The sequence below is a fragment of the Streptomyces marokkonensis genome (assembly GCF_039539045.1).
GTDB classification, from domain to species: domain Bacteria; phylum Actinomycetota; class Actinomycetes; order Streptomycetales; family Streptomycetaceae; genus Streptomyces; species Streptomyces marokkonensis.
Map to the genome: position 1 here is coordinate 33,881 of NZ_BAABCQ010000019.1, position 24,037 is coordinate 57,917.

General features: G+C 71.3%; 23 protein-coding genes and 3 pseudogenes. 11 read left to right on the plus strand and 15 right to left on the minus strand.

Translation table 11 applies throughout. The features are described 5' to 3' along the window. Window positions 1-88: 88 nt before the first annotated feature. Both ABEA26_RS07220 and ABEA26_RS07225 read left to right on the plus strand, forming a co-directional pair. Window positions 89-838 (plus strand): hypothetical protein, encoded by a 750-nt coding sequence (locus ABEA26_RS07220; protein WP_345590278.1) that lies wholly within the window; start codon window positions 89-91, stop codon window positions 836-838. A gap of 218 nt (window positions 839-1,056) precedes the next feature. Beyond that, entirely contained in the window at window positions 1,057-4,287 is a 3,231-nt protein-coding gene (locus ABEA26_RS07225) for a tetratricopeptide repeat protein (RefSeq protein ID WP_345590280.1), read from the plus strand. A 141-nt stretch (window positions 4,288-4,428) separates the two neighbouring features. Here the strand turns inward: ABEA26_RS07225 and ABEA26_RS07230 are convergent, their stop codons facing one another. Beyond that, window positions 4,429-4,674 (minus strand): hypothetical protein, encoded by a 246-nt coding sequence (locus ABEA26_RS07230; protein ID WP_345590282.1) that lies wholly within the window; start codon window positions 4,672-4,674, stop codon window positions 4,429-4,431. Next, window positions 4,667-5,548, minus strand: a complete 882-nt coding sequence (gene mca, locus ABEA26_RS07235; protein WP_345590284.1) for a mycothiol conjugate amidase Mca — start codon at window positions 5,546-5,548, stop codon at window positions 4,667-4,669. The genes ABEA26_RS07230 and mca overlap by 8 nt, the downstream gene beginning before the upstream one ends. A gap of 178 nt (window positions 5,549-5,726) precedes the next feature. On the opposite strand from mca, the gene ABEA26_RS07240 reads away from it, so the two are divergent. Further along, complete coding sequence (locus ABEA26_RS07240; RefSeq protein ID WP_345590285.1) at window positions 5,727-6,125, plus strand: DUF4307 domain-containing protein; 399 nt, start codon at window positions 5,727-5,729, stop codon at window positions 6,123-6,125. A gap of 180 nt (window positions 6,126-6,305) precedes the next feature. Next, entirely contained in the window at window positions 6,306-6,803 is a 498-nt protein-coding gene (gene greA / locus ABEA26_RS07245; protein WP_055418146.1) for a transcription elongation factor GreA, read from the plus strand. 156 nt (window positions 6,804-6,959) lie between these two features. On the opposite strand, the gene ABEA26_RS07250 is transcribed toward greA, so the two are convergent. The 3 genes from ABEA26_RS07250 to ilvA form a co-directional block, all read right to left on the minus strand. Further along, entirely contained in the window at window positions 6,960-7,817 is an 858-nt protein-coding gene (locus ABEA26_RS07250) for an ABC transporter permease (RefSeq protein ID WP_345590286.1), read from the minus strand. Further along, window positions 7,814-8,836, minus strand: coding sequence for an ATP-binding cassette domain-containing protein (locus tag ABEA26_RS07255; protein WP_345590288.1), 1,023 nt, complete (start codon window positions 8,834-8,836; stop codon window positions 7,814-7,816). The genes ABEA26_RS07250 and ABEA26_RS07255 overlap by 4 nt, the downstream gene beginning before the upstream one ends. Window positions 8,837-9,011: 175 nt before the next feature. Next, a complete protein-coding gene (gene ilvA / locus ABEA26_RS07260) occupies window positions 9,012-10,241 on the minus strand; it encodes a threonine ammonia-lyase (protein WP_345590290.1) in 1,230 nt (409 codons plus the stop codon). A gap of 162 nt (window positions 10,242-10,403) precedes the next feature. On the opposite strand from ilvA, the gene ABEA26_RS07265 reads away from it, so the two are divergent. The 3 genes from ABEA26_RS07265 to ABEA26_RS07275 all read left to right on the plus strand — a co-directional run bounded on the left by ABEA26_RS07265 (window position 10,404) and on the right by ABEA26_RS07275 (window position 11,938). Continuing rightward, window positions 10,404-10,913: a MarR family winged helix-turn-helix transcriptional regulator gene (locus ABEA26_RS07265; protein ID WP_345590292.1), complete on the plus strand. Its 510-nt coding sequence runs from the start codon at window positions 10,404-10,406 to the stop codon at window positions 10,911-10,913. 109 nt (window positions 10,914-11,022) lie between these two features. Beyond that, window positions 11,023-11,598 (plus strand): sigma factor-like helix-turn-helix DNA-binding protein, encoded by a 576-nt coding sequence (locus tag ABEA26_RS07270; RefSeq protein ID WP_345590294.1) that lies wholly within the window; start codon window positions 11,023-11,025, stop codon window positions 11,596-11,598. Between the two features lie 82 nt (window positions 11,599-11,680). Next, window positions 11,681-11,938, plus strand: coding sequence for a hypothetical protein (locus ABEA26_RS07275; RefSeq protein WP_345590296.1), 258 nt, complete (start codon window positions 11,681-11,683; stop codon window positions 11,936-11,938). A 16-nt stretch (window positions 11,939-11,954) separates the two neighbouring features. Here ABEA26_RS07275 and ABEA26_RS07280 read toward each other — a convergent pair whose 3' ends face one another. Then, window positions 11,955-13,109, minus strand: coding sequence for a cystathionine gamma-synthase (locus ABEA26_RS07280; RefSeq protein ID WP_345590298.1), 1,155 nt, complete (start codon window positions 13,107-13,109; stop codon window positions 11,955-11,957). A 97-nt stretch (window positions 13,110-13,206) separates the two neighbouring features. Here ABEA26_RS07280 and ABEA26_RS07285 point away from each other — a divergent pair, with 97 nt between their 5' ends. Next, window positions 13,207-14,325 (plus strand): hypothetical protein, encoded by a 1,119-nt coding sequence (locus ABEA26_RS07285; RefSeq protein ID WP_345590300.1) that lies wholly within the window; start codon window positions 13,207-13,209, stop codon window positions 14,323-14,325. A gap of 75 nt (window positions 14,326-14,400) precedes the next feature. Here ABEA26_RS07285 and msrA read toward each other — a convergent pair whose 3' ends face one another. Both msrA and ABEA26_RS07295 read right to left on the minus strand, forming a co-directional pair. Then, window positions 14,401-14,913, minus strand: a complete 513-nt coding sequence (gene msrA, locus ABEA26_RS07290) for a peptide-methionine (S)-S-oxide reductase MsrA (protein ID WP_345590302.1) — start codon at window positions 14,911-14,913, stop codon at window positions 14,401-14,403. A gap of 368 nt (window positions 14,914-15,281) precedes the next feature. Next, on the minus strand, window positions 15,282-15,944 hold the full coding sequence (locus tag ABEA26_RS07295) for a hypothetical protein (RefSeq protein WP_345590304.1): 663 nt from the start codon (window positions 15,942-15,944) through the stop codon (window positions 15,282-15,284). 162 nt (window positions 15,945-16,106) lie between these two features. Here ABEA26_RS07295 and ABEA26_RS07300 point away from each other — a divergent pair. Beyond that, a pseudogene (locus ABEA26_RS07300) lies at window positions 16,107-16,304 on the plus strand (2-phosphosulfolactate phosphatase); the annotation flags it as partial. Window positions 16,305-16,312: 8 nt separating this feature from the next. On the opposite strand, the gene ABEA26_RS07305 reads toward ABEA26_RS07300, so the two are convergent. From ABEA26_RS07305 to ABEA26_RS07315, 3 genes are read right to left on the minus strand one after another with little or no spacing between them, the layout of a single operon-like run. Further along, a complete protein-coding gene (locus ABEA26_RS07305; RefSeq protein ID WP_345590306.1) occupies window positions 16,313-16,849 on the minus strand; it encodes a hypothetical protein in 537 nt (178 codons plus the stop codon). Further along, window positions 16,846-17,403 (minus strand): hypothetical protein, encoded by a 558-nt coding sequence (locus tag ABEA26_RS07310; protein ID WP_345590308.1) that lies wholly within the window; start codon window positions 17,401-17,403, stop codon window positions 16,846-16,848. Before ABEA26_RS07310 ends, ABEA26_RS07305 begins: the two co-directional genes overlap by 4 nt. Window positions 17,404-17,455: 52 nt before the next feature. Then, window positions 17,456-18,055: a TetR/AcrR family transcriptional regulator gene (locus ABEA26_RS07315; protein WP_345590310.1), complete on the minus strand. Its 600-nt coding sequence runs from the start codon at window positions 18,053-18,055 to the stop codon at window positions 17,456-17,458. Between the two features lie 236 nt (window positions 18,056-18,291). Between ABEA26_RS07315 and ABEA26_RS07320 the strand changes: the two genes are divergently transcribed. Continuing rightward, window positions 18,292-19,311 (plus strand): aldo/keto reductase, encoded by a 1,020-nt coding sequence (locus ABEA26_RS07320; protein ID WP_345590311.1) that lies wholly within the window; start codon window positions 18,292-18,294, stop codon window positions 19,309-19,311. A gap of 9 nt (window positions 19,312-19,320) precedes the next feature. Here the strand turns inward: ABEA26_RS07320 and ABEA26_RS07325 are convergent. The 4 genes and pseudogenes from ABEA26_RS07325 to ABEA26_RS07340 all read right to left on the minus strand — a co-directional run. After that, a pseudogene (locus tag ABEA26_RS07325) lies at window positions 19,321-19,710 on the minus strand (NAD-dependent epimerase/dehydratase family protein); the annotation flags it as partial. Further along, window positions 19,701-21,026: an RNA-guided endonuclease InsQ/TnpB family protein gene (locus ABEA26_RS07330; protein WP_345590312.1), complete on the minus strand. Its 1,326-nt coding sequence runs from the start codon at window positions 21,024-21,026 to the stop codon at window positions 19,701-19,703. The pseudogene ABEA26_RS07325 and the gene ABEA26_RS07330, both read right to left, overlap by 10 nt. Window positions 21,027-21,304: 278 nt before the next feature. Further along, window positions 21,305-21,733 (minus strand): annotated as a pseudogene (locus ABEA26_RS07335) (SDR family oxidoreductase); the annotation flags it as partial. Between the two features lie 214 nt (window positions 21,734-21,947). Next, window positions 21,948-22,988, minus strand: coding sequence for an NAD(P)-dependent alcohol dehydrogenase (locus ABEA26_RS07340; protein WP_345590314.1), 1,041 nt, complete (start codon window positions 22,986-22,988; stop codon window positions 21,948-21,950). A gap of 171 nt (window positions 22,989-23,159) precedes the next feature. On the opposite strand from ABEA26_RS07340, the gene ABEA26_RS07345 reads away from it, so the two are divergent. After that, entirely contained in the window at window positions 23,160-24,035 is an 876-nt protein-coding gene (locus ABEA26_RS07345) for a helix-turn-helix domain-containing protein (RefSeq protein ID WP_345590316.1), read from the plus strand. Window positions 24,036-24,037 lie beyond the last annotated feature (2 nt).

The following is a 24,037-nucleotide window of genomic DNA, read 5'->3' on the forward strand; positions in this document are numbered from 1 at the left end:
ACAATCTGATCGGGACGCAACCCGGTGACCGGTGTGAGGCGTAGAGACCATGTACCCCAACCACACCGGTCCTCAGGAGCAGTTGACGATGAATGCCTCACACCGCCGGACCACCAAGCACTGGGTCGCCATTACCGCCCTCGCGGCCATTGCCCTGACCGGATGCACCCAGGAGCCCGCGGACCGAATGGACTCCGCCGCTGACACAAAGGCGGCGTCGCCTTCCCTGTCGGCCGACAAGACGGACGCCCGGCCGAATGGCGACAAGAAGCCGGCGGACCCTGCCGAGGCCGCGAAGAAGGCGTCGCCTTCCGCACCCGCCGGTAATTCCTCCCCCCGGACCGACGACGTTCGGAATTCCGCGCAACCCACCACCGCCGCGAAGACACAGCCGCCTTCCGAGCAGACGGGTACCCCGTCCGACAGCAGCGGCGAGGCGGCGAAGGACGCGCCGGCCTCGACCGGCCGGGCCCCCTTCGCCGGCACCGAGCAGTTCGTGACGATCGGCAAGGCCTGGACCAGCGACGGACGCAGTTATCTGTCGGTGCGGCCCGCCCAGAAGAAGATCAACACCCAGTTCGACACCTGGGAGGTCAACGCGGGTACCGGCCCGTTCACCACGGTGCCCATGGCCGGGGGCGCCCGGACTCTGCTGACCGTCCCGGTTCGCCCCGAGACCACTGAGGCCAAGGACGCCGAGCTGCTGCCGTACTCCCCGGCCCGGTTCGTCACCCTGGTGAACCGGCTGGACTCCAGCCTCTACGACGGCATCGGCTACGACCTGGTCTTCGACGGAGCCGGGCAGGTGACCAGCGTGAAGACGCTGTTCAGGCCCTGACGGAACCACACCGCCGTCATGGTGTCCGTCCTGCCGGTACCCGCGCCTGCCCGCACGGCACACCGTCGCACCTCGTGCGGACCTCTCCCCAACAGCCTCCCTCTCGCAGGACACTTGACCGACGCACAAGTGGGGAAGGACCCGGGGACGGGCCGGGAGAGTCCCAGCGAGGTCTGGGGACGCCCGGGTGACACCGATGCCGCCGGAGGGGGCGCGACATGCGGGACAGTCATCGGTCGGAGGCCGAGCGGCTACTGAGGCGGGCCGTGGAGGAGGAGGTACGGCGCTCGGGCGGGCGCACGGACGGCAACGTGCTGCTGTCCCGGGCCCGCGGATCGCTGGACGCGATGGCGGGGGCGGCCGCCGAGGAGTACGCGGCCTACACCCACGCCCTCGACGAGGCGGCGGCCGGACAGCTCACCTTCCGGCAGCGGTACGCCCGGGAGGGCGCCGGCACTCCCCTGCTGGTGGCCGCCGTGGCGGCGGTGGCCGCGGTGGTGGCCGACATGGCGCTCGGCACCGGCACGGGCACGGCGGTGGGCGCGGGAGTGACCGTCGGGGTCGCCGGCGCCGCGGCCACCGTGGTGAAGGTGGTCGGGTCCCACGTGCCGGCCGCCCACCACCGCGCCGGCGCCGTCAGTCAGCCCGGCGGGCCCGAGCAGCTGCGGTTGCAGTGGCTGACGGCGCTGGAGGTGCGCGGCATCCGGCCGTTCCTGGACCAGCAGCGGATGCTCGCCGCGTCCACCGGGCCGAAGAAGGCGGCGGCCGGGCCCCGGCTGCGGGGTGCCGACAAGAGTGCCGCGGCCCGGGGACGCAGCGCGCTGGAGCAGTCGTTCGCCCAGCTCCCGGAGCCGGAGGGCACCTTCGCGGGCCGGCGGCAGGAGATGGCGCGGTTGCGGCAGTGGGTGCAGGCGGCCCGCGCGAGTACGGAGACGAAGCCGACGGTGGTGGTGCTGCACGGGCCGCCCGGCAGCGGCCGCACGACTCTCGCGGTGCGGGCCACGCACGAGCTGCGCGACTACTTCCGCGGGGCGTGCCTGGTCGACCTGCGCGGGGACGGAAACGGGGCAGGGGACGGCTCCGCCGTGGGCGGGGAGTCGCCGCTGGGGACCCGGGACGCCCTGTTGCATCTGCTGAACCGGCTCGGGGCACCCCGCGAGCAGTTGCTGTTCCGTGAGCGGTCGTCGGCGGCCCAGCAGGTCAAGCGGCTCAGCGAGCTGTACCACCAGCATCTGACGGGCGTGCCCGTCACCGTCGTACTGGACGACGCCTTCAGCGCCGAGCAGGTGCGCACGCTGCTGCCGGAGCGGTCGGACAGCCTGGTGCTGGTCACCACGCGGGAGGCGCTCGAACTGCCCGCCGACCTGCCCGCACGGGTGCACCACCTCCCGGTCGAGGCGCTGGACGCGGCGGGCGCGGAGGAACTGCTGGGCGCCGCCGCCGATGACGCGTCGGGACCGTACGACGCCGAGTCCACCGATCGGATCCGGCAGCTGTGCGGCGGCCTGCCGCTGGCGCTGCGGATCGCGGGGTCGTCGCTGGGCCCGCGCTCGCCGCGCGCCCTGGCGACCGACCTGGCCGCGTACGGGCCGGTGGAACCGGTCGAGCGGGCGCTGTGGCTGCGCTACACCGACCAGCCGGAACCGGCCCGGCGGCTGCTGCGCCGGCTGGCGCTGGCCGGGCGCACCTCACTGGGCGCCGCTGCCGCCGCCGCGGTGCTGGCCACGGACGAGACGGAGGCGACACGGCAGTTGGCGGCGCTGTCGCGGGCGGGCCTGCTCGACCACGTCCGGGGCAGCCGCTACCGGCTGCACGACGTGGTGCGGGCCTTCGCACAGGCCCGACTCGCCGACGAGGAGGAGCCGGGCGAGCGGGCGGCGGCGCAGGAACGCCTGATCGCGAACTACGCCGAGCTGGCCGACTCGGTGCTGCGCCTGGTCGACGGCAACATGTCGACCCGCTCGGACCGGTTCGGGAGCTACGGCTTCACCTCCCTGGACGAGGCGCTGCGCTGGCTGGACGACGAGTCGAGCTTCATCACGGCGGCGCTCAGACACGCGGAGGGCGTCGACCAGGGCGCGGTGCTGAACCTGCTGGGCGCGCTGTGCGACTACTGCCTGCTGCGCGGCGACCTGTACCGGCTGGGGGAGATCAGCGAGCTGGCGCAGTCCGTGGACCAGGGGCTGCTGGTGCGGTCGGTGCAGTGGCGTACCGGTATCGCGGCCCGGCAGCTCGGCGAACTGGACAAGGCGCGGACGACGCTCACCTCCGTGGTCGACCTGTACCGGGAGGCCCACCACGACGCGGGGGCGGCCCGCGCCCTGTGCTCGCTGGGCATCACCCTGCACCACCAGGGCAATCTGACCGAGGCGGCGGCGAAGCTGCGGGAGGCGCTGGACCTCCAGGCCACGCCCGAGCTGGACACCGACCGTGCGTGGACGCTGCACGCGCTGGCGGCGGTGCAACGGGACCGGGCCCGGCCGGCGGAGGCCCTGGACCTGCTCACCGAGTCACTGGTGCTGCACCGCGCGGGCGAGTCGGTGCACGGCCAGGCGTGGGCCCACTTCCAGCTCGGCCAGCTGCACCTGCGCCTAGGGGACGTACCGCGGGCCGAGACGGACCTGCGCACGGCCCTGGAGCTGTACGGCCGCACCCAGGACGCCCGCGGCGAGGCCTGGGCGCTGACCCAGCTGGCGCGGGCCCGACTGGTGGCCGGGGACGTGCCCGTGGCGGTCGAGGAACTGCGGCAGGCGGCGACCCGGCACCGGGAGAACGAGGACGCGCGCGGCAAGGCGTGGAGCATCTACTACCTGGGCCAGGCGCTGGAGGAGACGGGTGCCCTGGACCAGTCGGTGCGTGCGCTGGAACGCTCCCGCACGATGTTCTCGCGTATGCGGGACGCGTACGGCCTGGCCTGCGCCCGGCACCATTCGGGGCGGGTGACCCGCGACCAGCGGGCCGCCCAGACCGGCTCGCTGCGGAACTCCGGCTTCGCCCGGCAGATCCTGGTCGACGCCCGCGCCGACTTCCAGCGCATCGGTGTCGGCGACGGCGAGGCGTGGACCTGCCTGGAGCTGGCGGTCGTGGACGCGGGCAACGCCCGTACGGTGCAGGCGCTCGCGCTGTGCGACGAGGCGGCGGCGCTCTTCGCGGCCTACGGCGACCTGCGGGGGGAGGACTGGGCCCGCTTCCTGCGCTGCACGCTGCTGCCGTACGCCGCCCCCGGGGGCGTGGAGGTCGGTACGGCCGTGGCGCAGGAGGACCTGGCCCAGTTGTCCCGCGCCCGCCACTCGGCACGGGACGCCAAGCTGGACGACTACGTGGAGGCCTACCAGCTGCTCCTGGAGCGTGGCGTCCAGCTGGAGTCCGGCTGGCAGGCCTGGCACCTGGGCATGGTCCCGAACCGCCAGGCCCGGGAGGTCATGGGGGTGGCGGTGGCGACGGCGTAGCCGCGGGAGCCGGGAGAGCCGAGAGCCCCAGCCGCAGGAGCCGCGGGCGGTCGTGCCGCTGTACCCGCGCGACGACGCGGTCGGCCGCCACCCCCGGCCCACACCGGCACCGGGCCACGAGGGAGGCGGCCGCCCCGCTGGTCACCCCTTCTGCGGCTCCACCCGGCCGGAGGCCTCCGCCTCGGCCCCCCGCTCCGACGGCGTCTCCTTGAAGTCGACCTTGCCCATGTGCCGGCTCATGGACCGCATCAGACCCCACACCGCCAGGGCCATCACCGCGAAAACGATGAAACCGAGGACACCGGGGGTGACCTTGTCCTCGTCGAGTTCGGCGAGAGTGACGAGGTGCGTCATTGCCAGGCTTGCGCTTGCACTCATGTCAGGCATTGTCCCGGATGCCCGCGAAGAGGTCGTCCTCGGGGAGGGAGGTGTCGACGAGGGACTTGGCGAGCTCGTACTCCTCGGTGGGCCAGACCTCCCTCTGGACGTCCATCGGCACCCGGAACCAGCCGCCGTCGGGGTCGATCTGCGTGGCGTGCGCGATCAGCGCCTTGTCGCGAATCTCGAAGAAGTCGGCGCAGGGGATGTGCGTGGTGAGCGTGCGCTCCTTGCGCTCGAACTCCGACCAGCGCTTGAGCCAGTCCCCGTAGGGCGACTCCAGGCCGCGCTCCAGCAGTGCGTCGTGCAGCGCCTCGGTGCGGGGGCGGTTGAAGCCCTGGTTGTAGTAGACCTTCATCGGCTGGTACGCCGCCCCGTACTCGGCCTCCGGGTACTTCTCGGTGTCGGCCGCGCCCTCGAAGGCCACCATCGTGATCTTGTGGGTCATGATGTGGTCGGGGTGCGGGTAGCCGCCGTTCTCGTCGTAGGTGGTGATCACCTGGGGACGGAAGGAACGGATCTTCCGCACCAGCTCACCGGCCGCCTTGTCGACGTCCTCCAGGGCGAAGCAGCCCTCCGGCAGCGGCGGCAGCGGGTCGCCCTCGGGCAGGCCGGAGTCGACGAAACCGAGCCATTCCTGCCCCACGCCCAGGATCTCCCGGGCCTCGTCCATCTCCTTCCTGCGTACGTCGTGGATGTTCTCCTCGATGTACGCGTCCCCCTGGAGCTTGGGGTTGAGGATGGAGCCGCGCTCCCCGCCCGTGCAGGTCACGACCAGCACGTCCACCCCCTCGGACACGTACTTCGCCATGGTGGCCGCGCCCTTGCTCGACTCGTCGTCGGGGTGGGCGTGGACGGCCATCAGTCGCAGCTGGTCAGTCAAGACTCATTCCTCGGTCAGTCGGCGCCCGTGTGCGTCGGCGCGATCCAATAGGTGCCGCCCGGCAGGCGTCGTTGAGGGGCGGCGGTCGGGTGGCGGGTGGGAGGCTTCTATAGTGACCGAATCGGGAGCCGAATAATTCCGGAGCCCGGGAAGACCGGCTCCTGCCGAGAGGACGACGATGAGTACGGCGAGCACGCAGACTCCCGAGAGCCGGTACGGCCGCTCCTCGGACGAGCAGGCCGACCGCACGCTCAAGGTCGTCGGCGCCGTGCTCGGTGCCGTCCTGCTCGCGGTGATCGGCTGGTTCGGCTACCACTACGTCGCCCAGAACGAGATCAGCGGTGAGCTGATCGGTTTCGAGCTCGCCGAGGACTCGGTGCAGGTACACCTCGAGGTCCGCAAGGACGCCGGTGCCGTCGGCTACTGCACGGTGCGCTCCCAGGCGGAGGACGGCGACGAGGTCGGCCGGGCCGACTTCCGCTTCGACGGGGACTCCACCCGCATCGACAGGGTCGTCACCCTGAGGACGAAGGCCGCGGGCACGACGGCCGAGCTGCTCGGCTGCCACACAAGCTGACCCGCGCAGCCCCGTCGGCGCGAATCCGTACGCGCTGACCTGCGGGGACATGTATCTGGTGGCTTATGTCCTCCCCCTTTGGCCACCGAATTGTTAGGCTCGTGGTTTCGCCCTTCCGTGAAGGAACATCCTTCTGGGTAGGGCGTTGATTTGTATTCCCAGTACCAACGAGGAGCACCCGTGACCCAGACCAGCGAGAACGTCACCTGGCTGACCCAGGAGGCGTACAACAAGCTCAAGGAGGAGCTTGAATACCTTACTGGTCCTGCGCGCACCGAGATCTCTGCCAAGATCGCCGCGGCCCGTGAGGAGGGTGACCTGCGCGAGAACGGCGGGTACCACGCGGCGAAGGAGGAGCAGGGCAAGCAGGAGCTCCGCGTGCGCCAGCTGACCCAGCTGCTCGAGAGCGCCAAGGTCGGTGAGGCTCCGGCCGCGGACGGCGCGGTGGCACCCGGCATGGTCGTCACGATCGCCTTCGATGGTGACGAGGACGACACGCTGACCTTCCTGCTCGCCTCACGCGAGTACGCGAGCTCGGACATCGAGACCTACTCGCCCCAGTCCCCGCTGGGCTCGGGCGTCATGGGTCACAAGGTCGGCGAGGACGCGCAGTACGAGCTGCCCAACGGCAAGCCGGCATCTGTGAAGATCCTCAAGGCCGAGCCCTACAACGGCTGACCCGACACACCCGGCCGGTGCTGTACCCGGCCGCCTGTCGTCGACGAGCCCCCGGCGTCCCGGTGAATCCCGGTGACACCGGGGGCTCGCCGTCATGCTGCACGATGGTCGTCCGGCACCGTCGTCATGAGGCGGCGTCGCCACACGGCACCGTCGTCATGAGGCGGCCGAGCGGTACTTGCGGACCGCCAACGTCCGGAAGACCACGATGATCAGGACGGACCAGATCAGCGAGGCCCAGATCGGGTGCTCCATCGGCCACGCACCGGTGACCGTATTCGGGACGCCCGGCATCTCGTTCCCGAAGAGTTCACGGGCACCCGCCACCGTTGCGCTGAAGGGGTTCCACTCGGCGACGTGCTGGAGGAACGTCGGCATGCCGGTGACCGGCACGAAGGCGTTCGAGATGAATGTCAGGGGGAACAGCCAGATCAGCCCGCCGGAGGTGGCCGCCTCCGGAGTCCGGACCGACAGCCCGATCAGGGCGCCGATCCAGGAGAACGCGTAGCCGAGTAGGAGCAGAAGCAGGAAGCCGCAGAGCACCTTGCCGATGTTCTCGTGGGTACGCCAGCCCACGATCAGGGCTACTCCCGCGAGCACGACGATCGTGAGGGTGGTCTGCACAAGGTCGGCGAGCGTACGTCCGGTAAGGACGGCGCCCCGCGCCATCGGAAGCGACCGGAAGCGGTCGATCAGCCCCTTGTGCATGTCGTCCGCGATGCCCGCGCCCGCGCCGGCCGTCGCGAAGGTGACGGTCTGCGCGAAGATCCCAGCCATCAGGAACTCTTTGTACAGCTGCGCGTCGGTGGACCCGCCGATACTGATGGAGCCGCCGAAGACGTACGTGAACAGCACTACGAACATGACCGGCTGGATGACCCCGAACAGCAACATCTCGGGAATCCTGCGCATGCGGATCATGTTCCTGCGGGCGATGACCAGGGAGTCCCGGACGGACTGGCCGAAGGCGTTGGCGGGCGCCGCGACCCGCGCGGTGTCGGTGGCGGCACTCACTTGGCGGACTCCTTCTCGTCCTTGTGGCCGGTGCTCTCGTCGTCGCGGCCGGCGTCGGTCGCCGGGCCGTTCTTCTTGACCTCGGCCACGTGGCCGGTGAGGGAGAGGAAGACATCGTCGAGGGTGGGGCGGCGCAGGCCGATGTCGTCGATCTCGATACCTCGGGTGTCCAGTTCGCGGATGACCTCGGCGAGCAGCTTCGCGCCACCGGTGACGGGGACGGTGAGCTTGCGGGTGTGCTCCTCGACGGTGGTCGGGCCCTTGCCGAACCCGCCGAGCACCTCGGCGGCCGTCCTCACGTGCTCCCGCTCGTGGACCACGACCTCGACGCGCTCTCCGCCGGTGCGAGCCTTGAGCTGGTCGGAAGTGCCGCGGGCGATGACACGGCCGTGGTCGACGACCGCTATGTCGTGCGCGAGGTGGTCGGCCTCCTCCAGGTACTGCGTGGTCAGCAGGAGGGTCGTACCGCCGGCGACGAGCTGTTTGATGACCTCCCACAGCTCCTGCCGGTTGCGTGGGTCGAGGCCGGTCGTCGGTTCGTCCATGAACATGACGGGCGGGGAGACGACCAGGGCGGCCGCCAGGTCGAGCCGGCGGCGCATGCCTCCCGAGTAGGTCTTCGTCGGGCGGTCGGCGGCGCCCGCGAGGTGGAACTGCTCGAGCAGCTCGCCGGCCCGGGCCTTCGCCGCCCTGGCCCTCATCTGGTAGAGCTGGCCGACCATCTGGAGGTTCTCCCGGCCGGTCAGGTATTCGTCGACCGCGGCGAACTGGCCGGAGAGGCCGATCGACCGCCGCACCTCGTTGGGCTGCTTGAGCACGTCGATGCCTGCGACGACCGCCCGGCCGCTGTCCGGGCGCAACAGGGTCGTGAGGCAGCGGACAGCAGTCGTCTTGCCCGCGCCGTTCGGCCCGAGCAGGCCGAGGACCGTGCCCTCGGGAACGTCGAGGTCGACGCCGTCCAGAGCCCTTACGTCACCGAAGGTCTTCACCAGGCCTTCGGCATAGATGGCGCCTGGCATATGAGTCTCCACGTCGTCGGGAATTCTTCGGAAAGCCTAGGTTTGTGCGTTTCGCTCCGCGCAGCGAGCGATTCACGACCCACCGTAACGCGATGTATCGCGTCTCACAATGCGATTTCCCGAACGAGTGACCCGTCCGTGACAACCCAGTCGGTGCCGGCCGGTCGGTGGCACGTCAGCCGATGACGGGGTACCCGGCCTCCCGCAGCGCCCGGCCGACCTCGACGCAGTGCTCCGGGCCCTTCGTCTCCAGGTGCAGCTCGACCTCCGCCTCCGTGAGTCCGAGCCGCGGATCGGTCCGGACGTGGCTCACGTCCAGGACGTTGGCGTCGACCGCCGACAACACCCCGAGGAGCGTGGCCAGGGCGCCGGGCCGGTCCGTCAGACGCAGCCGCACCGCCAGGTAGCGGCCCTGCGCGGCCATGCCGTGCCGGAGCACCCCCTGCATCAGCACCGGGTCCACGTTGCCGCCGGACAGCACGGCCACCACCGGCCCCTCGAAGGCGTCCGGCTCGCTCAGCAGCGCCGCCACCGGGCTCGCTCCGGCCGGCTCCACGACCAGCTTCGCCCGTTCCAGGCACAGCAGCAGAGCCGTGGACAGCTCGTCCTCGGAGACCGTACGGACCTCGTCCACCAGCTCGCCGACGATCCCGAACGGCACGTCACCGGGCCTCCCCACCTTGATGCCGTCGGCCATCGTCACGGGATTCTCGACGGCCACCGGCCGCCCCGCCGCCAGCGACGGCGGATACGCCGCCGCCCCCTCCGCCTGCACGCCCACGATCCGCACGTCCGGCCGCAGCGCCTTCACCGCGACCGCTGTTCCGGCCACCAGCCCTCCCCCGCCGATACCGACCACGATGGTCCGCACCTCGGGGCACTGCTCCAGGATCTCCAGCCCGACCGTGCCCTGGCCCGCGATGACGTCGGGGTGGTCGAAGGGGTGGATGAACACCGCGCCCGTCCGCTCGGCGTACTCCTGCGCGGCGGCCAGCGTCTCGTCGACCACCTGCCCGTGCAGCCGCACCTCGGCGCCGTAGTCCCGGGTCGCGCTGATCTTCGGCAGCGGCGCGCCCTTCGGCATGAACACGGTCGACCGCACACCGAGCAGCGAGGACGCCAGGGCCACGCCCTGCGCGTGGTTGCCCGCGCTCGCCGCGACCACGCCCGCGGCCCGCTGCTCGGGCAGCAGCCCGGCGATGCGGACGTAGGCGCCGCGGAGCTTGAACGAACCCGTCCGCTGGAGGTTCTCGCATTTGAGGTGCACCGGCGCGCCGACCAGCTGGGACAGATGCCTGCTGCCCTCCATCGCCGTCACCCGCGCCACGCCCGAGAGCATCTTCTGGGCTCCGCGCACGTCGTCGAGGGTGACGGGTCCGACAAGGGCGGCCGTGCTGTAGCTCATGTCTCCAGCATCGCAGTTCACGAGCGCTCAGGGCCGCTGTGACCAACCTCCGAGACCCGCTTTGCGCAGCGCCGGTACGGCTCGCCGCCCGGCCGCGTACCCTGTCCCCCAATCAGCAGCCTTCCACGAAGTGAGCTCCCGGCCATGCCCACAACGCCTGAAATGTCGATGGACATGACGACCGCCGGTGACACCGGTCTTCTCGAGACGCTCCAGCACGAGGTGGCGCTCTTCGCCCGTCGTGCCGAACAGACCCGGCTCGGCGGGGTCGGGCAGGTGCGCAACTCCATGGACCGCGCCGCCTACCTGCTCCTCAACCGCCTCGACAAAGAGGGCCCGATGGGCGTGAAGGCGCTCGCCGCGAGCATGGGCATCGACTCCTCGACGGTCACCCGGCAGGTGGCCCCGCTGGTCGACACCGGACTCGTCAAGCGGACCTCGCACCCGGAGGACGGCCGCGCTGTCGTGCTCCAGCTGTCCCCGCGCGGCGTGTCGCGGCTGGAGGAGGTCCGGTCCTCCCGACGTCAGCTCATGGCCGAACTGACCCAGGACTGGGCACCGGAGGAGCGCGAGGCGTTCTGCTCGCTCCTCACGCGCTTCAACGGCGCCCTGTCCGCCCGTATGGCCCCGCCGGGCGTGTCGCCGGGCCCGGAGTCGCCGTCGGGCTCCTGAGCCGGCCTCACGGGCTTTGCGGGCGGTTCGCGCCGGACCCTTGACCCGTGGGCCGCCCCTGGCCTGATATGAGACCTCAGGGGTCGTCGCCGTCTGGGCGGGAGGCGCGGTGCGAGAACGGCAAGCGTCCCAGCGTGCCCGCCGGGCCCGGGAGTTCGAGGCGTTCGTCGCGGGCGCGGCAGGGCGGCTGCTGCATGCCGCCACCCTGCTCACGGCCGAGCCCCCGGGCACCAATCCACGCGCGCGGCGGCTGCTCGCCCTCTCCCTGGCGCACACGTACGCGTACTGGGACCGGCTGCACGGGGAGGACCCGTACGACCGGGCCCGCCAGCACCTGGCCACCCGCTTCGCCCGCGAGGTCCGGCACCGGTACGGCGGCGGCATCGGCCGGGCCCGCCGGCGCCGCTTCGGGCCCCTGGGCGGGCTCGCCCCGCAGGAACGGCTGATCCTGGTGCTCAGGATGTACGAGGGAGTCGCCGAGGAACAGGCCGCCGCCCTGCTGGGCCTGCCCGTGGAGCGCGTACGGACGATCTGCGACCGGGCGACGGCCACCCTGCTCCACCCGCCCTCGACATCGGTCCGCCCGCCGACGGCGGAAACGAAGGCGACGGCGGCGGACACGAGGACAGCGGCGGAAACGGAAACGAAGGCAGCGGCGGATCCGAAGGCGGCGGCGACGCCATGACGGGCAAGGCGGCCGGTACGAGGACCGGTACGGCATCCGGCACCGCGTCCGGCACGCGCGCGTGGCGCACGGGCAGGCGCCGGTGAACCGCCCCCAGCGAGAGGCTGCCGTACGGCGGATCATGGAGCAGTCGCCGCCGCGGGTGCCGCCCGAGCTGTACGCGGACGCCGTGCGCCGGGGCGGCCGCATGCTGCGGCGCAGGACCGCCGCCCGCCGCCTGATGTGGCTGGTGCTGTGCGCGGCGGCCGTGGCGTTCACGGTGTGGGCGCTGACCGTCCAGCCCCGGGTGGAGCCGCCGTCGGAGACGACCCCACCCGTGACCGGCTGGGAAGGCTGGTGAGCCCCCGAACCCGCCCTCAGCCCAGGGCCTGCTGGAGGTCCGTGAGCAGGTCGTCGACGTTCTCGATGCCGACCGACAGGCGCACCAGGTCGGCGGGCACCTCCAGGGCCGAACCGGCGGTCGAGGCGTGCGTCATCCGGCCGGGGTGCTCGATCAGTGACTCGACGCCACCGAGGGACTCACCGAGCGTGAATACCTTCGCGCGGTTGCAGACCTCGACGGCCGCCTCCTCGCCGCCCTCGACGCGGAAGGACACCATGCCGCCGAAGGCCTTCATCTGCTTGGCGGCGACCTCGTGCCCGGGGTGCTCCGGCAGCCCCGGGTACAGCACGCTCGTCACGCGCGGGTGCCGGGAGAGCATCTCGGCGACCTTGGTGGCGTTCTCGCTGTGCCGGTCCATGCGCACGGCGAGCGTCTTGGTGCCGCGCAGCACCAGCCAGGAGTCGAAGGGCCCGGCGACCGCGCCCATCGCGTTCTGGTGGAACGCGAGCTCCTCCCCCAGCTCCTGGTCGCCCACGATCAGCCCGCCGCCGACGACGTCGGAGTGGCCGCCCATGTACTTGGTCAGGGAGTGCACGACGACGTCCGCGCCGAGCGCCAGCGGCTGCTGGAGATACGGCGTGGCGAAGGTGTTGTCGACGACGAGCCGGGCACCGGCGTCCCGGGCGACCTGGGCCACCGCGGCGATGTCGGTGATGCCCAGCAGCGGGTTGGAGGGCGTCTCCACCCAGACGGCCTTGGTCTTCGGCGTCAGCGCGGCCCGCACGGCGGCGGGGTCGCTCGAGTCGGCCACGGACCACTCCACGCCCCACCGGGCGGCGACCTTGGCGAAGAGCCGGAAGGTACCGCCGTACGCGTCGTTGGGGATCACCACGTGATCACCGGGGCGCAGCAGCGTACGCAACAGGCAGTCCTCGGCCGCCAGTCCGGACGCGAACGCGAGGCCGCGACGGCCGCCCTCCAGGGCGGCGAGGTTCTCCTCCAGGGCGGTACGGGTCGGGTTGGCGCTGCGGCTGTACTCGTAACCGCCGCGCAGCCCACCGACGCCGTCCTGCTTGTACGTCGACACCTGGTAGATCGGCGGGACCACCGCGCCGGTCCGGGGGTCGGCGGTGTTGCCCGCGTGAATCGCGAGCGTCTCGAAGTGCTGACTGATGTGCCTGTCGCTCATGGGCACCGAGGGTAGCCGCGCGGACGACTCCGCGCGTTTTCCACAGGAGCGGGGGACAGGTTGGCCAATTGTCGGCGGCGTCTGGTTCGCTTGAGACATGGAGATTCTGTGGGTCCTGATAGCGCTGGTCATGCTGAGCTTCGTGCTGCTCCCCGTGCTGCGGCGCCGGCGGAGCGCGGTCGGTCTGGTACCCGCCGGCCACCCGGACGCGGCGGACCCCGCGAACTACGGCTTCGCCCGCGAGGAGGAGCTGGACATCCGCATGCCCGGCCCCGACCAGGACCTGCTGGACGTCCTGGACCTGGTGCAGCGCACACAGGACTACCGGGGGGCCCAGCAGCTCGTCGCCGGCACGGAGGCGCGGGGCGAGCGGCGCTGGCAGCGCGTGCAGGCCTTCGCGGGTGCCGCGTCGCTGGAGCTGCGGCAGCGGCCCGGCGGTGTCGGGGAGGCGCCGGGCGGGCAGTGGCTGCGGGTGTGGCGGGCCGAGGCCCCCAAGGACGCGGGCGGCGCGGCCGTGCACGCGGAGTTCCTGGTGCAGCAGGCGTGGCGGACGGCGACGCCGGGCACGGACGACTTCCGGATCATCATGGAAGAGGCGAAGGCGGCGTGCGGGGAGGCGGCGCTGCTCGCCCCCGGCGACCCGATCCCGTACATCATCGAGCTCTCGGTCGCGCGCGGGCTCGCCTACCCGCGCGAGGACTTCGAGCAGCTCTGGCTGAAGATCCTGGACCGCGCTCCGAACCACATGGGCGCCCACCTGGCCGCCCTGCACTACTGGTGCGAGAAGTGGCACGGCTCCCGGGATCTGGCGTACTCCTTCGCGGAGGCGGCGGCGGCGCGTGCCCCGCAGGGTTCCCTGCTCGCGGCGATGCCGCTCTTCGCCGTCTTCGAGCACCTGCCCGAGGTCAACCTGGTCAGGGGCTTTCACCGGAGCGAGGTCGTCACCAAGGCGGTCCACGGCGCCCTGCACGCGGTGCACTCCGCCCGCCCCGACGACCCGATGCAGGCACACGTCCGCCACCTGCTGGTCTTCTTCCTGGTCAGGGGCGAGCGCTGGGCCGAGGCCATGAACCAGCTGATACTCATCGACGGCCACGTAGGCGCCCTGCCGTGGACCATGTCCCCCGACCCGGCGGCCGAGTTCGCCGTCCACCGCGCCATGGCGGTGGCGGGCTACGAGGCGAACGGCGGCAGCCCGGCGACCCTGCCGCACTGACGGCCTCCCGGCGGGCGGCCCGGTGGAATTCCGACCGGGCCGCCTACCGGCCGGCTCTCGCGGGCCGCCTGCCGGTCAGCTGTCGGCGCGGGTGGGCAGCCGCCATCCCGGGCGCGGGAAGTGGCAGGTGTAGCCGTCCGGGTAGCGCTGCAGGTAGTCCTGGTGCTCGGGCTCGGCCTCCCAGAAGGGGCCGACCGGCTCCACCTCGGTGACGACCTTGCCCGGCCACAGGCCGGAGGCGTCCACGTCCGCGATCGTGTCCTCGGCGATCCGCTTCTGCTCGTCGTCCACGTAGTAGATCGCCGAGCGGTAGCTGAGGCCGATGTCGTTGCCCTGGCGGTTCTTGGTGCTCGGGTCGTGGATCTGGAAGAAGAACTCCAGGAGCGCCCGGAAATCGGTCTTCTCGGGGTCGAAGAGGATCTCGATGGCCTCCGCGTGCGTGCCGTGGTCGCGGTACGTCGCGTTCGGCACGTCTCCCCCGGTGTAACCGACCCGGGTCCCCGTCACGCCCGGAAGCCGGCGGATCAGCTCCTCCATCCCCCAGAAGCATCCGCCCGCAAGCACGGCCCTCTGCGTCTGCGCAGCCATCGCGGCCCTCCAATATCTCTCAGCCAGGTCTTTCGGGCTGCTCGGCGCGCACTCCGCCGACGTTTGCTGCCCGTTCCCTCCAACGTGCGCGGGTCCCTGGCCATTCCGGCGCTCCAGGACGAGCCTCGTGGCCGTCGGCAGGAGAGTGTCGGGTTCCTCGTTCCCCCGCGGCCGTTCGAAGCCTGCTCGACGAGTCGCCCGATAAGACGTTCCCCTTCGGCTCGTCAGGCGCGGCGTCCACGGATCGCGCCGGTGGGGATGCCTCTGGAGCTCAGGCGCCTGGCTCATGGCGCCAAGAGGCCTCCGCACGCCGACGGAGCACGCCGTCCGGCGCCCGGGCCACTGCCTTGGCCCGCCTACTGGACCAGCTAGTCGCGTCTCCGCTTGTAGGGCCTGTTTCCCTTCGCCACGGAGCGGAATTCCTTGTGCACCCACTGCGCGCAGTTCCTGCACGGCGGGGCGACCTTCTCATCCGCGCCGTAGGTGGCGAGGTCGAAAGATCTGGGGTTCTTGTTCCGGGCCAGCAGCGTGACGTAGAGCTGGGCTTCCGCGCAGTTCTCGAACGCCCGGTTCTCGGCCCGCTGCAGTCCGCTCCAAGGCCTTTTGTCCTCGGGAAGTCTGGCGTACATGTCCTGGACGTCCTGCGGAGCGTTGCCCAGCCCGCTCCTTGCCTCCACCGCGTGCCCGTTCGAGGTGGCGATCGCGAGCTTCTGGTTGGCGTCGCGCGGTTCGTTCAGCTGGTTCCGCTGGTTCTCGGCCTTCCTCGCCCGCTTCTTTTCCTCTCGCTGGGACTTCGCGGGTTTCCGCTGCACGACCGAGGTGCGCGGGTGGTGTGCCATCGCCATGGAAACGGCCGCGTTCCCGGCGGTGCCCTGCAGCCTCTGGACCGCCGCGGGAGAGAACCGGTCGGCGGAACCGGAGTACCGGTGTCCGTGGGCGTCATCGGGACGGGCTTCGCCGCCCCGGACCAGTGGGCTGGTGCGTGTCGCCGCCTCCGGAGCCCGCGCGGAACCATCGCGCCTGTCCCTCATGCCCGCTCCCCCGTCTCCCTGCACCCACCCGTCCCGACGTTCCAGGCTCTGAATCACCGGAGCAGAAGGGAAGGCCCACGGGGGCAGCTCCAGGGGCAACGGGTGTTGCACGCCTGCGCGAGGCCCACCGGCTGGACCGACGCCACCCGGAAAACCATCGAGGCCGGGACGGATGCCGCCGGGTTCCTCCGCCGCGCCGCCGGGTCGCGCGCCGCCGCCGAGTTGACCGAGGGCGTGCGCCAAGGGGTACACCCTGACGACGTCGCGCTCTGCCTGGAGGTCGTCCGGTTCCCCTTCGCCATGGCGGCGACCCCGGAAGGCTCGCTCATGGTCCTACGGCCGTGCGCCGCGCCTTCGTGAACTCCCTGTCACGGCAGCGCGGGAAGGCCGAAGTGGCGGCTGATGAGCCGCATCGTGACCGCTCCGTCCTCGTTGAAGCCCGGCTCCGGGGGTTCCCTGCCCACCACGCCCGCCTCCAGGAACTCCCGGAGCAGGAGGTCCGGCATCGCGCCTCCCCGGCGCGACTCCCTGCGGGCGCCCAGGTTGAAGTACAACTGCTCGAAGCCGCCGCGGTGGTAGGCGAACTGGAACGGGTGCTCGGGGCAGTGCGGGACCATGTAGTTCTGGCCGTGCGGGCACTCACACGCCGGGGTGGACGCCAGGAACACGGTCTCCGCCCGGTCTCCCACCAGCTCCACGAAGCGGTAGCCGGTGATGTCCCTGGCCAGCTCCTCCGCTCCCTGCCCGTACGGCGCCGCTCCGGCGTCCTGCAGCACCCACCCCCAGCCGGCGCCCTCGCCCACTGCCCGTGCCGGTCGCCTCGAATCCGTCAGGATCCGCTGGAGCAGGCCGGTGTCCATGCCCCGGCAGAAGGTGGCGAACGTGTCCGGAGGCAGCCGGTTCATCCCACCACCTCCGCGGCCAGCGGCGGCGACGGCAGGCCGAAGGCGGCCGCTATCGCCCGCACCAAGCGGTCGTCCTGGTCAGCGAGATGTTCGGAGCAGTCGTGCCCGTCGTCCTCGTCCTCCAGCTCGCAGTACGCGTCCGGGCCTATCAGGCCGGCTTCCAGCAGCTCGGCGGACAGGTGGTCGGGGTTGTCCCCCACCCGCTGGCCCACATCCTCGAAGCTGAAGTGCAGAACGCACCGACCGTCCCGGTAGTAGGTGAAGTCGGGCGAGTGGGCCTTGGCGCTGCACGGCTCCACCATGAACACCACCGCCTCGCCGTCACCCTCGCACAGCGGCCGGTAGTCCGCCGTGTCGAAGTCGTTGGCCTCCGGGGCGAAGGAGTCGTGCATCGCCCAGGTCCACCCGCCGGCCGAACCCGTCTCCAGCACCTGACGGCGCAGCCCGGCGAGCCCTTCGGCGACGGCGTCGGCGGTCAGTCCGCGGACGAAGACGAGGTTCACCTCATGGCCCGGATACGCGTTCCCGAGCCGACTGTCGATCCAACTCTTCATGCCCGGAATCTAGCCGCCACCACTGACAGTCGAGGGGCGCCGGCCCGCCCGGTCAGTCCTGCCGGCGCAGCCCCGCGACGAGGAGTTCGACCAGGCGGCGCACGTCGTAGCGGGGGTCGTTCTCCGCGCCGATGCAGAGGTTGCCGACGCCGCGCATGAGTTCGAGGGCGGACAGGTCGGACCGGATCTCGCCGGAGGCGGTCGCGGCGTCGAGGAGCTGGGCGCACACGGGCACGAGGCGGTCGAGGAAGTACGCGTGCAGCGTCTCGAAGCCGGCGTTGTCGGACTGCAGGACGGCGGCGAGTCCGTGCTTGGTGACCAGGAAGTCGACGAAGAGGTCGATCCACCCGCCCAGTGCGGCGTACGGGGTCGGGCTGCTCACCAGGAGCGCCGGGCCGGCCTCGGCGCAGGACTCCACCTGGTGCCGGTAGACGCCGATGATGAGGTCCGCCCGCGTCGGGAAGTGGCGGTAGATGGTGGCCGTTCCGACGCCGGCCCGGGCCGCGATGTCCCGTACCGGCGCTTCCACGCCGGACGCGACGAAGGCCGCGGCGGCCGCGTCGAGCAGGGTCTTCTGGTTGCGCCGGGCGTCCGCCCGCTTGGGCCGGGCCGCGTGCTCCGCGCTCTCGTCGCCGTCCTGTTCCTGCACCACGTCGTTTCCTCCGCCACCCGGGCTTGCTAGACGGGACACTGTTCCGTATCGTCGTCACCATCAAACGGGACAGGGTCCCGCTTGGTCATGATGCCAGAGCGCGGAGCCGGTCACCAAGCCCTGCCGGACGGCATTGGCATGGCCCTGCCAGAACACGGGTCGCACCGCGCCGTATCCCCTCGCCATGCCGTTCGTCGCGGCAGCACCCCGCCTCACCACACCGGAGGAACACCGACATGCAGTACCGCACCCTCGGCCGCACCGGCGTACAGGTCAGCTCCCTCGCGCTCGGCGCCATGAACTTCGGCAGCATCGGACGCACCACCCAGGACGAGGCCACCGCCCTCGTCGACGCGGCCCTGGAGGCCGGGGTCAACCTCATCGACACGGCCGACATGTACGGCGCCGGCGAGTCGGAGGAGATGGTCGGCAAGGCCATCGCCGGCCGCCGCAACGACATCGTGCTGGCCACCAAGGCGGGCATGCCCATGGGCGAGGAGCGCAACCACCGGGGCGCCTCGCGCCGCTGGCTGGTCACCGAACTGGACAACAGCCTGCGCCGCCTCGGTGTCGACCACGTCGACCTCTACCAGATCCACCGCTGGGACCCTGCCACCAGCGACGAGGAGACGCTCGCGGCGCTGACCGACCTGCAACGCGCCGGAAAGATCCGCTACTTCGGCTCCTCCACCTTCCCCGCGTACCGCATCGTGGAGGCCCAGTGGGCCGCCCGCGAGCATCACCTGGGCCGATACGTCACCGAGCAGCCCAGCTACTCGATCCTGCAGCGGGGCATCGAGACCGACGTACTGCCCGTGACCGAGCGGTACGGGCTCGGTGTGCTGGCGTGGAGCCCGCTGGCCTCGGGCTGGCTGTCCGGAGCGGTCCGCGCGGGCCGGGAGATCGCCACGCACCGCTCGGCGTTCATGCCGGAGCGCTTCGACACCTCCCTGCCCGCCAACCGGGCCAGGCTGGACGCCGTCGAGCGGCTGGCCGAGGTCGCCGACGGGGCCGGCCTGACCATGATCCAGCTGGCGCTCGGCTTCGTGACCGCGCACCCCGCCGTGACCAGCGCGCTCATCGGCCCTCGCACCCTGGACCACCTGCGCTCGCAGCTCGCCGCCGCCGACACCGTGCTGTCCGCCGATGTCCTGGACGCGATCGACGCGATCGTCGCTCCCGGGACCGACCTGGCCGCGCACGAGAAGTTCGACACCCCGCCCGCGCTGCTGGACGCGTCGCTGCGGCGCCGCTGAACGCCGGGCTCACGCGCGGGGCGCGGCAGCCGTCACCGTCCGCCGTTCGGTCCGCTCCGTCAGGAACTCCTCCCACGTCCGCCGGCCCGTCCGCGCCCCCTCCAGTGTGAGGTTCGCCGCCGCGCGGTAGGCGCGGCCCGCCTTGCCCGGGATACGGACCGGCAGGTGCGGGCGCCGGTGCCGGGCGTGCAGGGTGAGATACGGGCGGGCCAGGGCGGCCAGGTCGTGGACCTCGGGACCGGTCATGTCGGGGACCCGGCCGGCGGGAGCCGCGAGGGTCAGTTCGGCCAGGCGGGCGGCGACCTCGCGGGAGTCGACCGGCTGGAGGCGCAGTCCGCCCGGGACGGGGAGGACCGGCAGTTTGGCCATCTTCTCGATCATCGTCAGGGTCAGCTCTTGACATCCTCCCCCTCTTGAAAGAGGGGGATTCCAACCCAGGTGGGTTGAGGTTCACGGGCGTTCGAACGGCTGGTGGCCGTTGTCGCCCCTCCGGTACCGGCTGGGCGCCGGGGGCGGGGGATCCCGCCCTGTCCTACCGCGACGTTGGCTGCTGCGTTGGTGTCCGCGTTGCAGGTGAAGCCGCAGGATACGCACTCGAAGTCAGCTTGGCTCTTGCGTGACTTCTTCTCGATCCATCCGCAGGCGCTGCACCGCAGGGAGGTGTAGGGGGCGGGAACGTCCTCGACCCGGCCGGGGGCCTTGTGCCCGGTGCGCTGCCGCAGCAGGCCCCAGCCCTGGGCGAGTACGCCCCGGTTCAGTCCGGCCTTCTGCCGGACCTGCCTGCCCGGCTGCTCCACGGTCCCTTTCGCAGAGCGGGTCATGTTCTTGATGTTCAGCTTCTCGAACCGCACCAGCCGGTAGGTGCGGGCGAGCATGGTGCTGGTCTTCTCGCACCAGTCCTTGCGCCGGTTGGCGTCTCCGGCCTTGAGTTTGGCGGCCTTCGCGTACTCGGCCGCCTTCTTCGGACTGCCCTTCTTCGCCCTGGCGGCGCGTCGTTCGTGTTTGCGGATCCGGGCTCGTTCCCTGACGGTGAGCTGCGGGCAGTTCAGCTTGCGCCCGTCCGAGAGGGCGGCGGTGATGGTAACGCCCCGGTCGATGCCGATGACCTCGCCCGTGTCCGGAGCCTCGACCGGCTCGGGGACGACGGCGAACGCCACATGCCACTGGCCGTTCCTCAGCGTGACCCGGAACGTCTTCGCGTCGGGCAGGACCGCACCTTTGCCCTTGACGCTGAGGCGGAAGCGGACCCATCCGCAGCCGGGGACCTTCACCCGCGCCCACCGCCGGTTCAGCTTCCGCACGACCACACAGCGGCCCATGACCTGCCTGCCGGTCTTCGCGTTCAGCTTCGGCGTGCCGTCCTCATGGCACTCGGGGACACGGTCGGTACCGATGACGCGGAAGCCCTCATGCTGGAACTTCCTGCGCCAGGTCGGCTCACCGAACCCCGAGGTGAAACGGGCGCTCCTGGCCTTCGCGAAGTCCCTGAGCGCCTGCTGCTGCACATCCGCGTTCCCCGCCGCCAGCCACTCGCACTCCCGCCGGGCCTCGGTGAGCTGACGGCACTGCTCCGCGAAACCAGGCGCGGACCTGCGCCACCTGCGCCAGTGCGCATGCTGCTCCACGGCCAGGTTCCAGACGTACCGGGCGTGCGCGCAGTGCGTGAGCATCTGCTCAGCCTGCGCGGCCGTCGGGTACATCCGGAAACGTGACATGCCATCACCATAATGGCGCAAACAGGCCAACATGACGAAAATCAATGAAATGCACGTCTGCGTGCCCGAAGACCTGACGAGCGGCTGAGTACTCAGGCCGCCACGGGCCGCCGGTTGATCAACTCCGAGCTGCTGTCCCTGCTCGAGACCGGCCTCACCGCCACGCCTGCCGAGACACCGAATCGCCCTGGCGGCGATTCGGCTTCCTCTGCCCCGCTACGCGGGAGCGGGCATTCACCCCCGGCCCTGAAGGACCGGGCACCCTGCCCGAAAGCAAGGTGGAACTGGGCCGCCCGCAGCACCGTCCACCCGATGCCCGAGTCGGCGATCGTGCGCTCCGAGTCCAGCTTGGTGCGCAGCCACGCCAGCGGCACGCTGTCCGCGCCCACGACCGAGATGTACACGAGGTGCCGTACGTCCGCGCCGGACGCCGCGCGGACGAGGGTGCGGGTCGCCTGGTCGTCGCCCTTCGGGCCGCCCGCCAGGTGCAGGACGGTGTGCACGCCGTCGACTGCGGCCTCGACGCCCTCGCCGGTGAGGAGGTCGCCGGTGACGTACGTGACGCCGTCCTCGGCGGGGCGGGGGTGCCGGGTGAGGATCCGTACCTCGTGGCCGGCCGCCCGCAGCAGCGGGACGACGTGGCCGCCCAGGGTGCCCGTGCCGCCGGTGACCAGGAGGGGGGTGGTGGGGTACGAGGGGTACGTCATGTCTGCTCCCGGGGTCTTGGCGCCCGGACGGACAGGTTCCTGGTTCCTGGTTCCTGTCCGTCCGGACGTCCGCCGTGTGTGTCTACGGCGGTATGACCCGGGGCGTCGCGGCCGTGTGACAGCCGAGGGGAAGAAACTCAGAAAAGGATTTCCCGGCCCGACCGGCCCGACCGGCGCGTCAGGCGGGGCAGGCGGGGCAGGCGGGGCAGGCGGGTCAGATCGTCGCCGTGTCGATCACGAAGCGGTACCGCACGTCGCTGGCCAGGACCCGCTCGTACGCCTTGTTGACCTCGGACGCCGCGATCACCTCGATCTCGGCGCCGAGGCCGTGCTCGGCGCAGAAGTCCAGCATCTCCTGGGTCTCCCGGATGCCGCCGATCATGGACCCGGCGAGGGTCTTGCGGCCGCCGAGCAGCGTGAACAGGTTGAGGGAGACCGGCTCCTCGGGGGCGCCGACGTTCACCAGGGCGCCGTCGGTCTTCAGCAGGCCCAGGTAGGCGCCGAAGTCGAGCGGGGCCGAGACCGTCGAGACGATCAGGTCGAAGGTGCCGGCCAGCTGCTCGAAGGTGGCCGGGTCGCTGGTGGCGTAGTAGTGGTCGGCGCCCAGCTTCAGGCCGTCCTCCTGCTTGCGCAGCGACTGCGACAGCACGGTCACCTCCGCACCCATGGCGTGCGCGAGCTTGACGCCCATGTGGCCGAGGCCGCCCATGCCGACGACGGCGACCTTCTTGCCGGGGCCGGCGTTCCAGTGCCTGAGCGGGGAGTACGTGGTGATGCCGGCGCACAGCAGGGGCGCGGCCTCGTCCAGGGCGATGCCCTCGGGGATGCCGAGGACGAAGTTCTCGTCGACGACGATCTTCTCCGAGTAGCCGCCGTAGGTGAGCTCCCCGTCCTTGCCCACGGCGTTGTAGGTCCCGATGTTGCCGGCGGCGCAGTACTGCTCCTGGCCGGCCTCGCAGTTGTCGCACTCTCCGCAGGAGTCGACCATGCAGCCGACGCCCACCCGGTCGCCGACGGCGTACTTGGTGACGCCGGGGCCGACCTCGGAGACGGTGCCTGCGATCTCGTGGCCGGGAACCATCGGGAAGATGGCCTCGCCCCAGCCCTCCTGCACCTGGTGGATGTCGGAGTGGCAGATGCCGGCGAACTTGATGTCGATCAGGACGTCGTGCTCGCGCACCTCGCGCCGCTCGATGGTGGTCCGCTCCAGCGGGGCCTTGGCGGCGGGGGCGGCGTATGCGGCGACAGTGGTCATGCAGGGTTCTCCGGAGACTCTCGTGACAGCGGTGTGGGTATGGCCTCCAGCCTGCCTCCGTCGCGGACATCCACCCAGACCACGGCTTTGCCTACGACCAGCGTGCGTACCACTGGCGGGGACAGGCTCACGGGCGTACGACCGGGAATACGACCGGCGATACTGGACGGTATGGATGGACAGCTGGACCGGCGTGCCGAACTGAGCGAGTTCCTTCGCACCCGGCGGGCCCGGCTGAAGCCCCAGGACGTGGGGCTGCCGTCGTTCGGGCGGCACCGCCGGGTGCCGGGCTTGCGCCGGGAGGAGCTGGCGCAGCTGGCCGGGGTGTCGGTGGCGTACTACACACGCCTGGAGCAGGGCAACGGGCGGAACGTGTCGGCGGAGGTCCTCGACGCGATCGCCCGCGCGCTGAGGCTCTCCGACGCCGAGCAGGCGCACCTGACGCACCTCGCGAAGCCGAAGCAGCAGCGGCGGCGGTCGGCGGGTGCGCGGGCGCAGCAGCCGGTGCGGGTGGCGCTGCTCCAGCTGCTGGAGTCGATCGACACGGTGCCGGCGTACGTGACGGGCCGGCGTTCGGAGATCCTCGCCTGGAACCGGATGGCGGCGGCCCTCTTCGGCGACTGGGGCAGGCTGCCGGCGCAGGAGCGGAACTGGGCGCGGCTGGTCTTCCTGAACCCGGACTACCGCGACCTGTTCGTGGACTGGGACCAGAAGGCGTCCGACATGGTCAGTTTCCTGCGCATGGACGCGGGCCGGCACCCGGACGACCCGCGCTTGTCCGCACTGGTCGGCGAACTCTCCGTGAAGAGCGAGGAGTTCCGACGGCTGTGGGCCACGCACGACGTCAAGGAGAAGAGCTACGGCGTCAAACGGATGCGGCACCCGCTGGTCGGTGACCTGACCCTGTCCTTCGAGACGTTCCGCCTGGTCGACGACGACGAGCAGGCCTTCGTCACGTACCACGCCGAGCCGGGCTCACCGTCTGCGGAGGGCTTGCGGCTGCTGGCGAGCTGGGGGACGGACGCGGCGGCTTCGCTACGGACGTGACG

What these genes read in the sequence shown, in the direction of transcription:
- ABEA26_RS07220 (WP_345590278.1), top strand. Translation starts at nt 89, where the DNA reads ATGAATGCCTCACACCGCCGGACCACCAAGCACTGGGTCGCCATTACC.
- ABEA26_RS07225 (WP_345590280.1), top strand. Translation starts at nt 1,057, where the DNA reads ATGCGGGACAGTCATCGGTCGGAGGCCGAGCGGCTACTGAGGCGGGCC.
- ABEA26_RS07230 (WP_345590282.1), bottom strand. Translation starts at nt 4,674, where the DNA reads ATGCCTGACATGAGTGCAAGCGCAAGCCTGGCAATGACGCACCTCGTC.
- ABEA26_RS07240 (WP_345590285.1), top strand. Translation starts at nt 5,727, where the DNA reads ATGAGTACGGCGAGCACGCAGACTCCCGAGAGCCGGTACGGCCGCTCC.
- ABEA26_RS07255 (WP_345590288.1), bottom strand. Translation starts at nt 8,836, where the DNA reads ATGCCAGGCGCCATCTATGCCGAAGGCCTGGTGAAGACCTTCGGTGAC.
- ilvA (WP_345590290.1), bottom strand. Translation starts at nt 10,241, where the DNA reads ATGAGCTACAGCACGGCCGCCCTTGTCGGACCCGTCACCCTCGACGAC.
- ABEA26_RS07265 (WP_345590292.1), top strand. Translation starts at nt 10,404, where the DNA reads ATGTCGATGGACATGACGACCGCCGGTGACACCGGTCTTCTCGAGACG.
- ABEA26_RS07280 (WP_345590298.1), bottom strand. Translation starts at nt 13,109, where the DNA reads ATGAGCGACAGGCACATCAGTCAGCACTTCGAGACGCTCGCGATTCAC.
- ABEA26_RS07285 (WP_345590300.1), top strand. Translation starts at nt 13,207, where the DNA reads ATGGAGATTCTGTGGGTCCTGATAGCGCTGGTCATGCTGAGCTTCGTG.
- msrA (WP_345590302.1), bottom strand. Translation starts at nt 14,913, where the DNA reads ATGGCTGCGCAGACGCAGAGGGCCGTGCTTGCGGGCGGATGCTTCTGG.
- ABEA26_RS07295 (WP_345590304.1), bottom strand. Translation starts at nt 15,944, where the DNA reads ATGAGGGACAGGCGCGATGGTTCCGCGCGGGCTCCGGAGGCGGCGACA.
- ABEA26_RS07305 (WP_345590306.1), bottom strand. Translation starts at nt 16,849, where the DNA reads ATGAACCGGCTGCCTCCGGACACGTTCGCCACCTTCTGCCGGGGCATG.
- ABEA26_RS07310 (WP_345590308.1), bottom strand. Translation starts at nt 17,403, where the DNA reads ATGAAGAGTTGGATCGACAGTCGGCTCGGGAACGCGTATCCGGGCCAT.
- ABEA26_RS07320 (WP_345590311.1), top strand. Translation starts at nt 18,292, where the DNA reads ATGCAGTACCGCACCCTCGGCCGCACCGGCGTACAGGTCAGCTCCCTC.
- ABEA26_RS07330 (WP_345590312.1), bottom strand. Translation starts at nt 21,026, where the DNA reads ATGTCACGTTTCCGGATGTACCCGACGGCCGCGCAGGCTGAGCAGATG.
- ABEA26_RS07340 (WP_345590314.1), bottom strand. Translation starts at nt 22,988, where the DNA reads ATGACCACTGTCGCCGCATACGCCGCCCCCGCCGCCAAGGCCCCGCTG.
- ABEA26_RS07345 (WP_345590316.1), top strand. Translation starts at nt 23,160, where the DNA reads ATGGATGGACAGCTGGACCGGCGTGCCGAACTGAGCGAGTTCCTTCGC.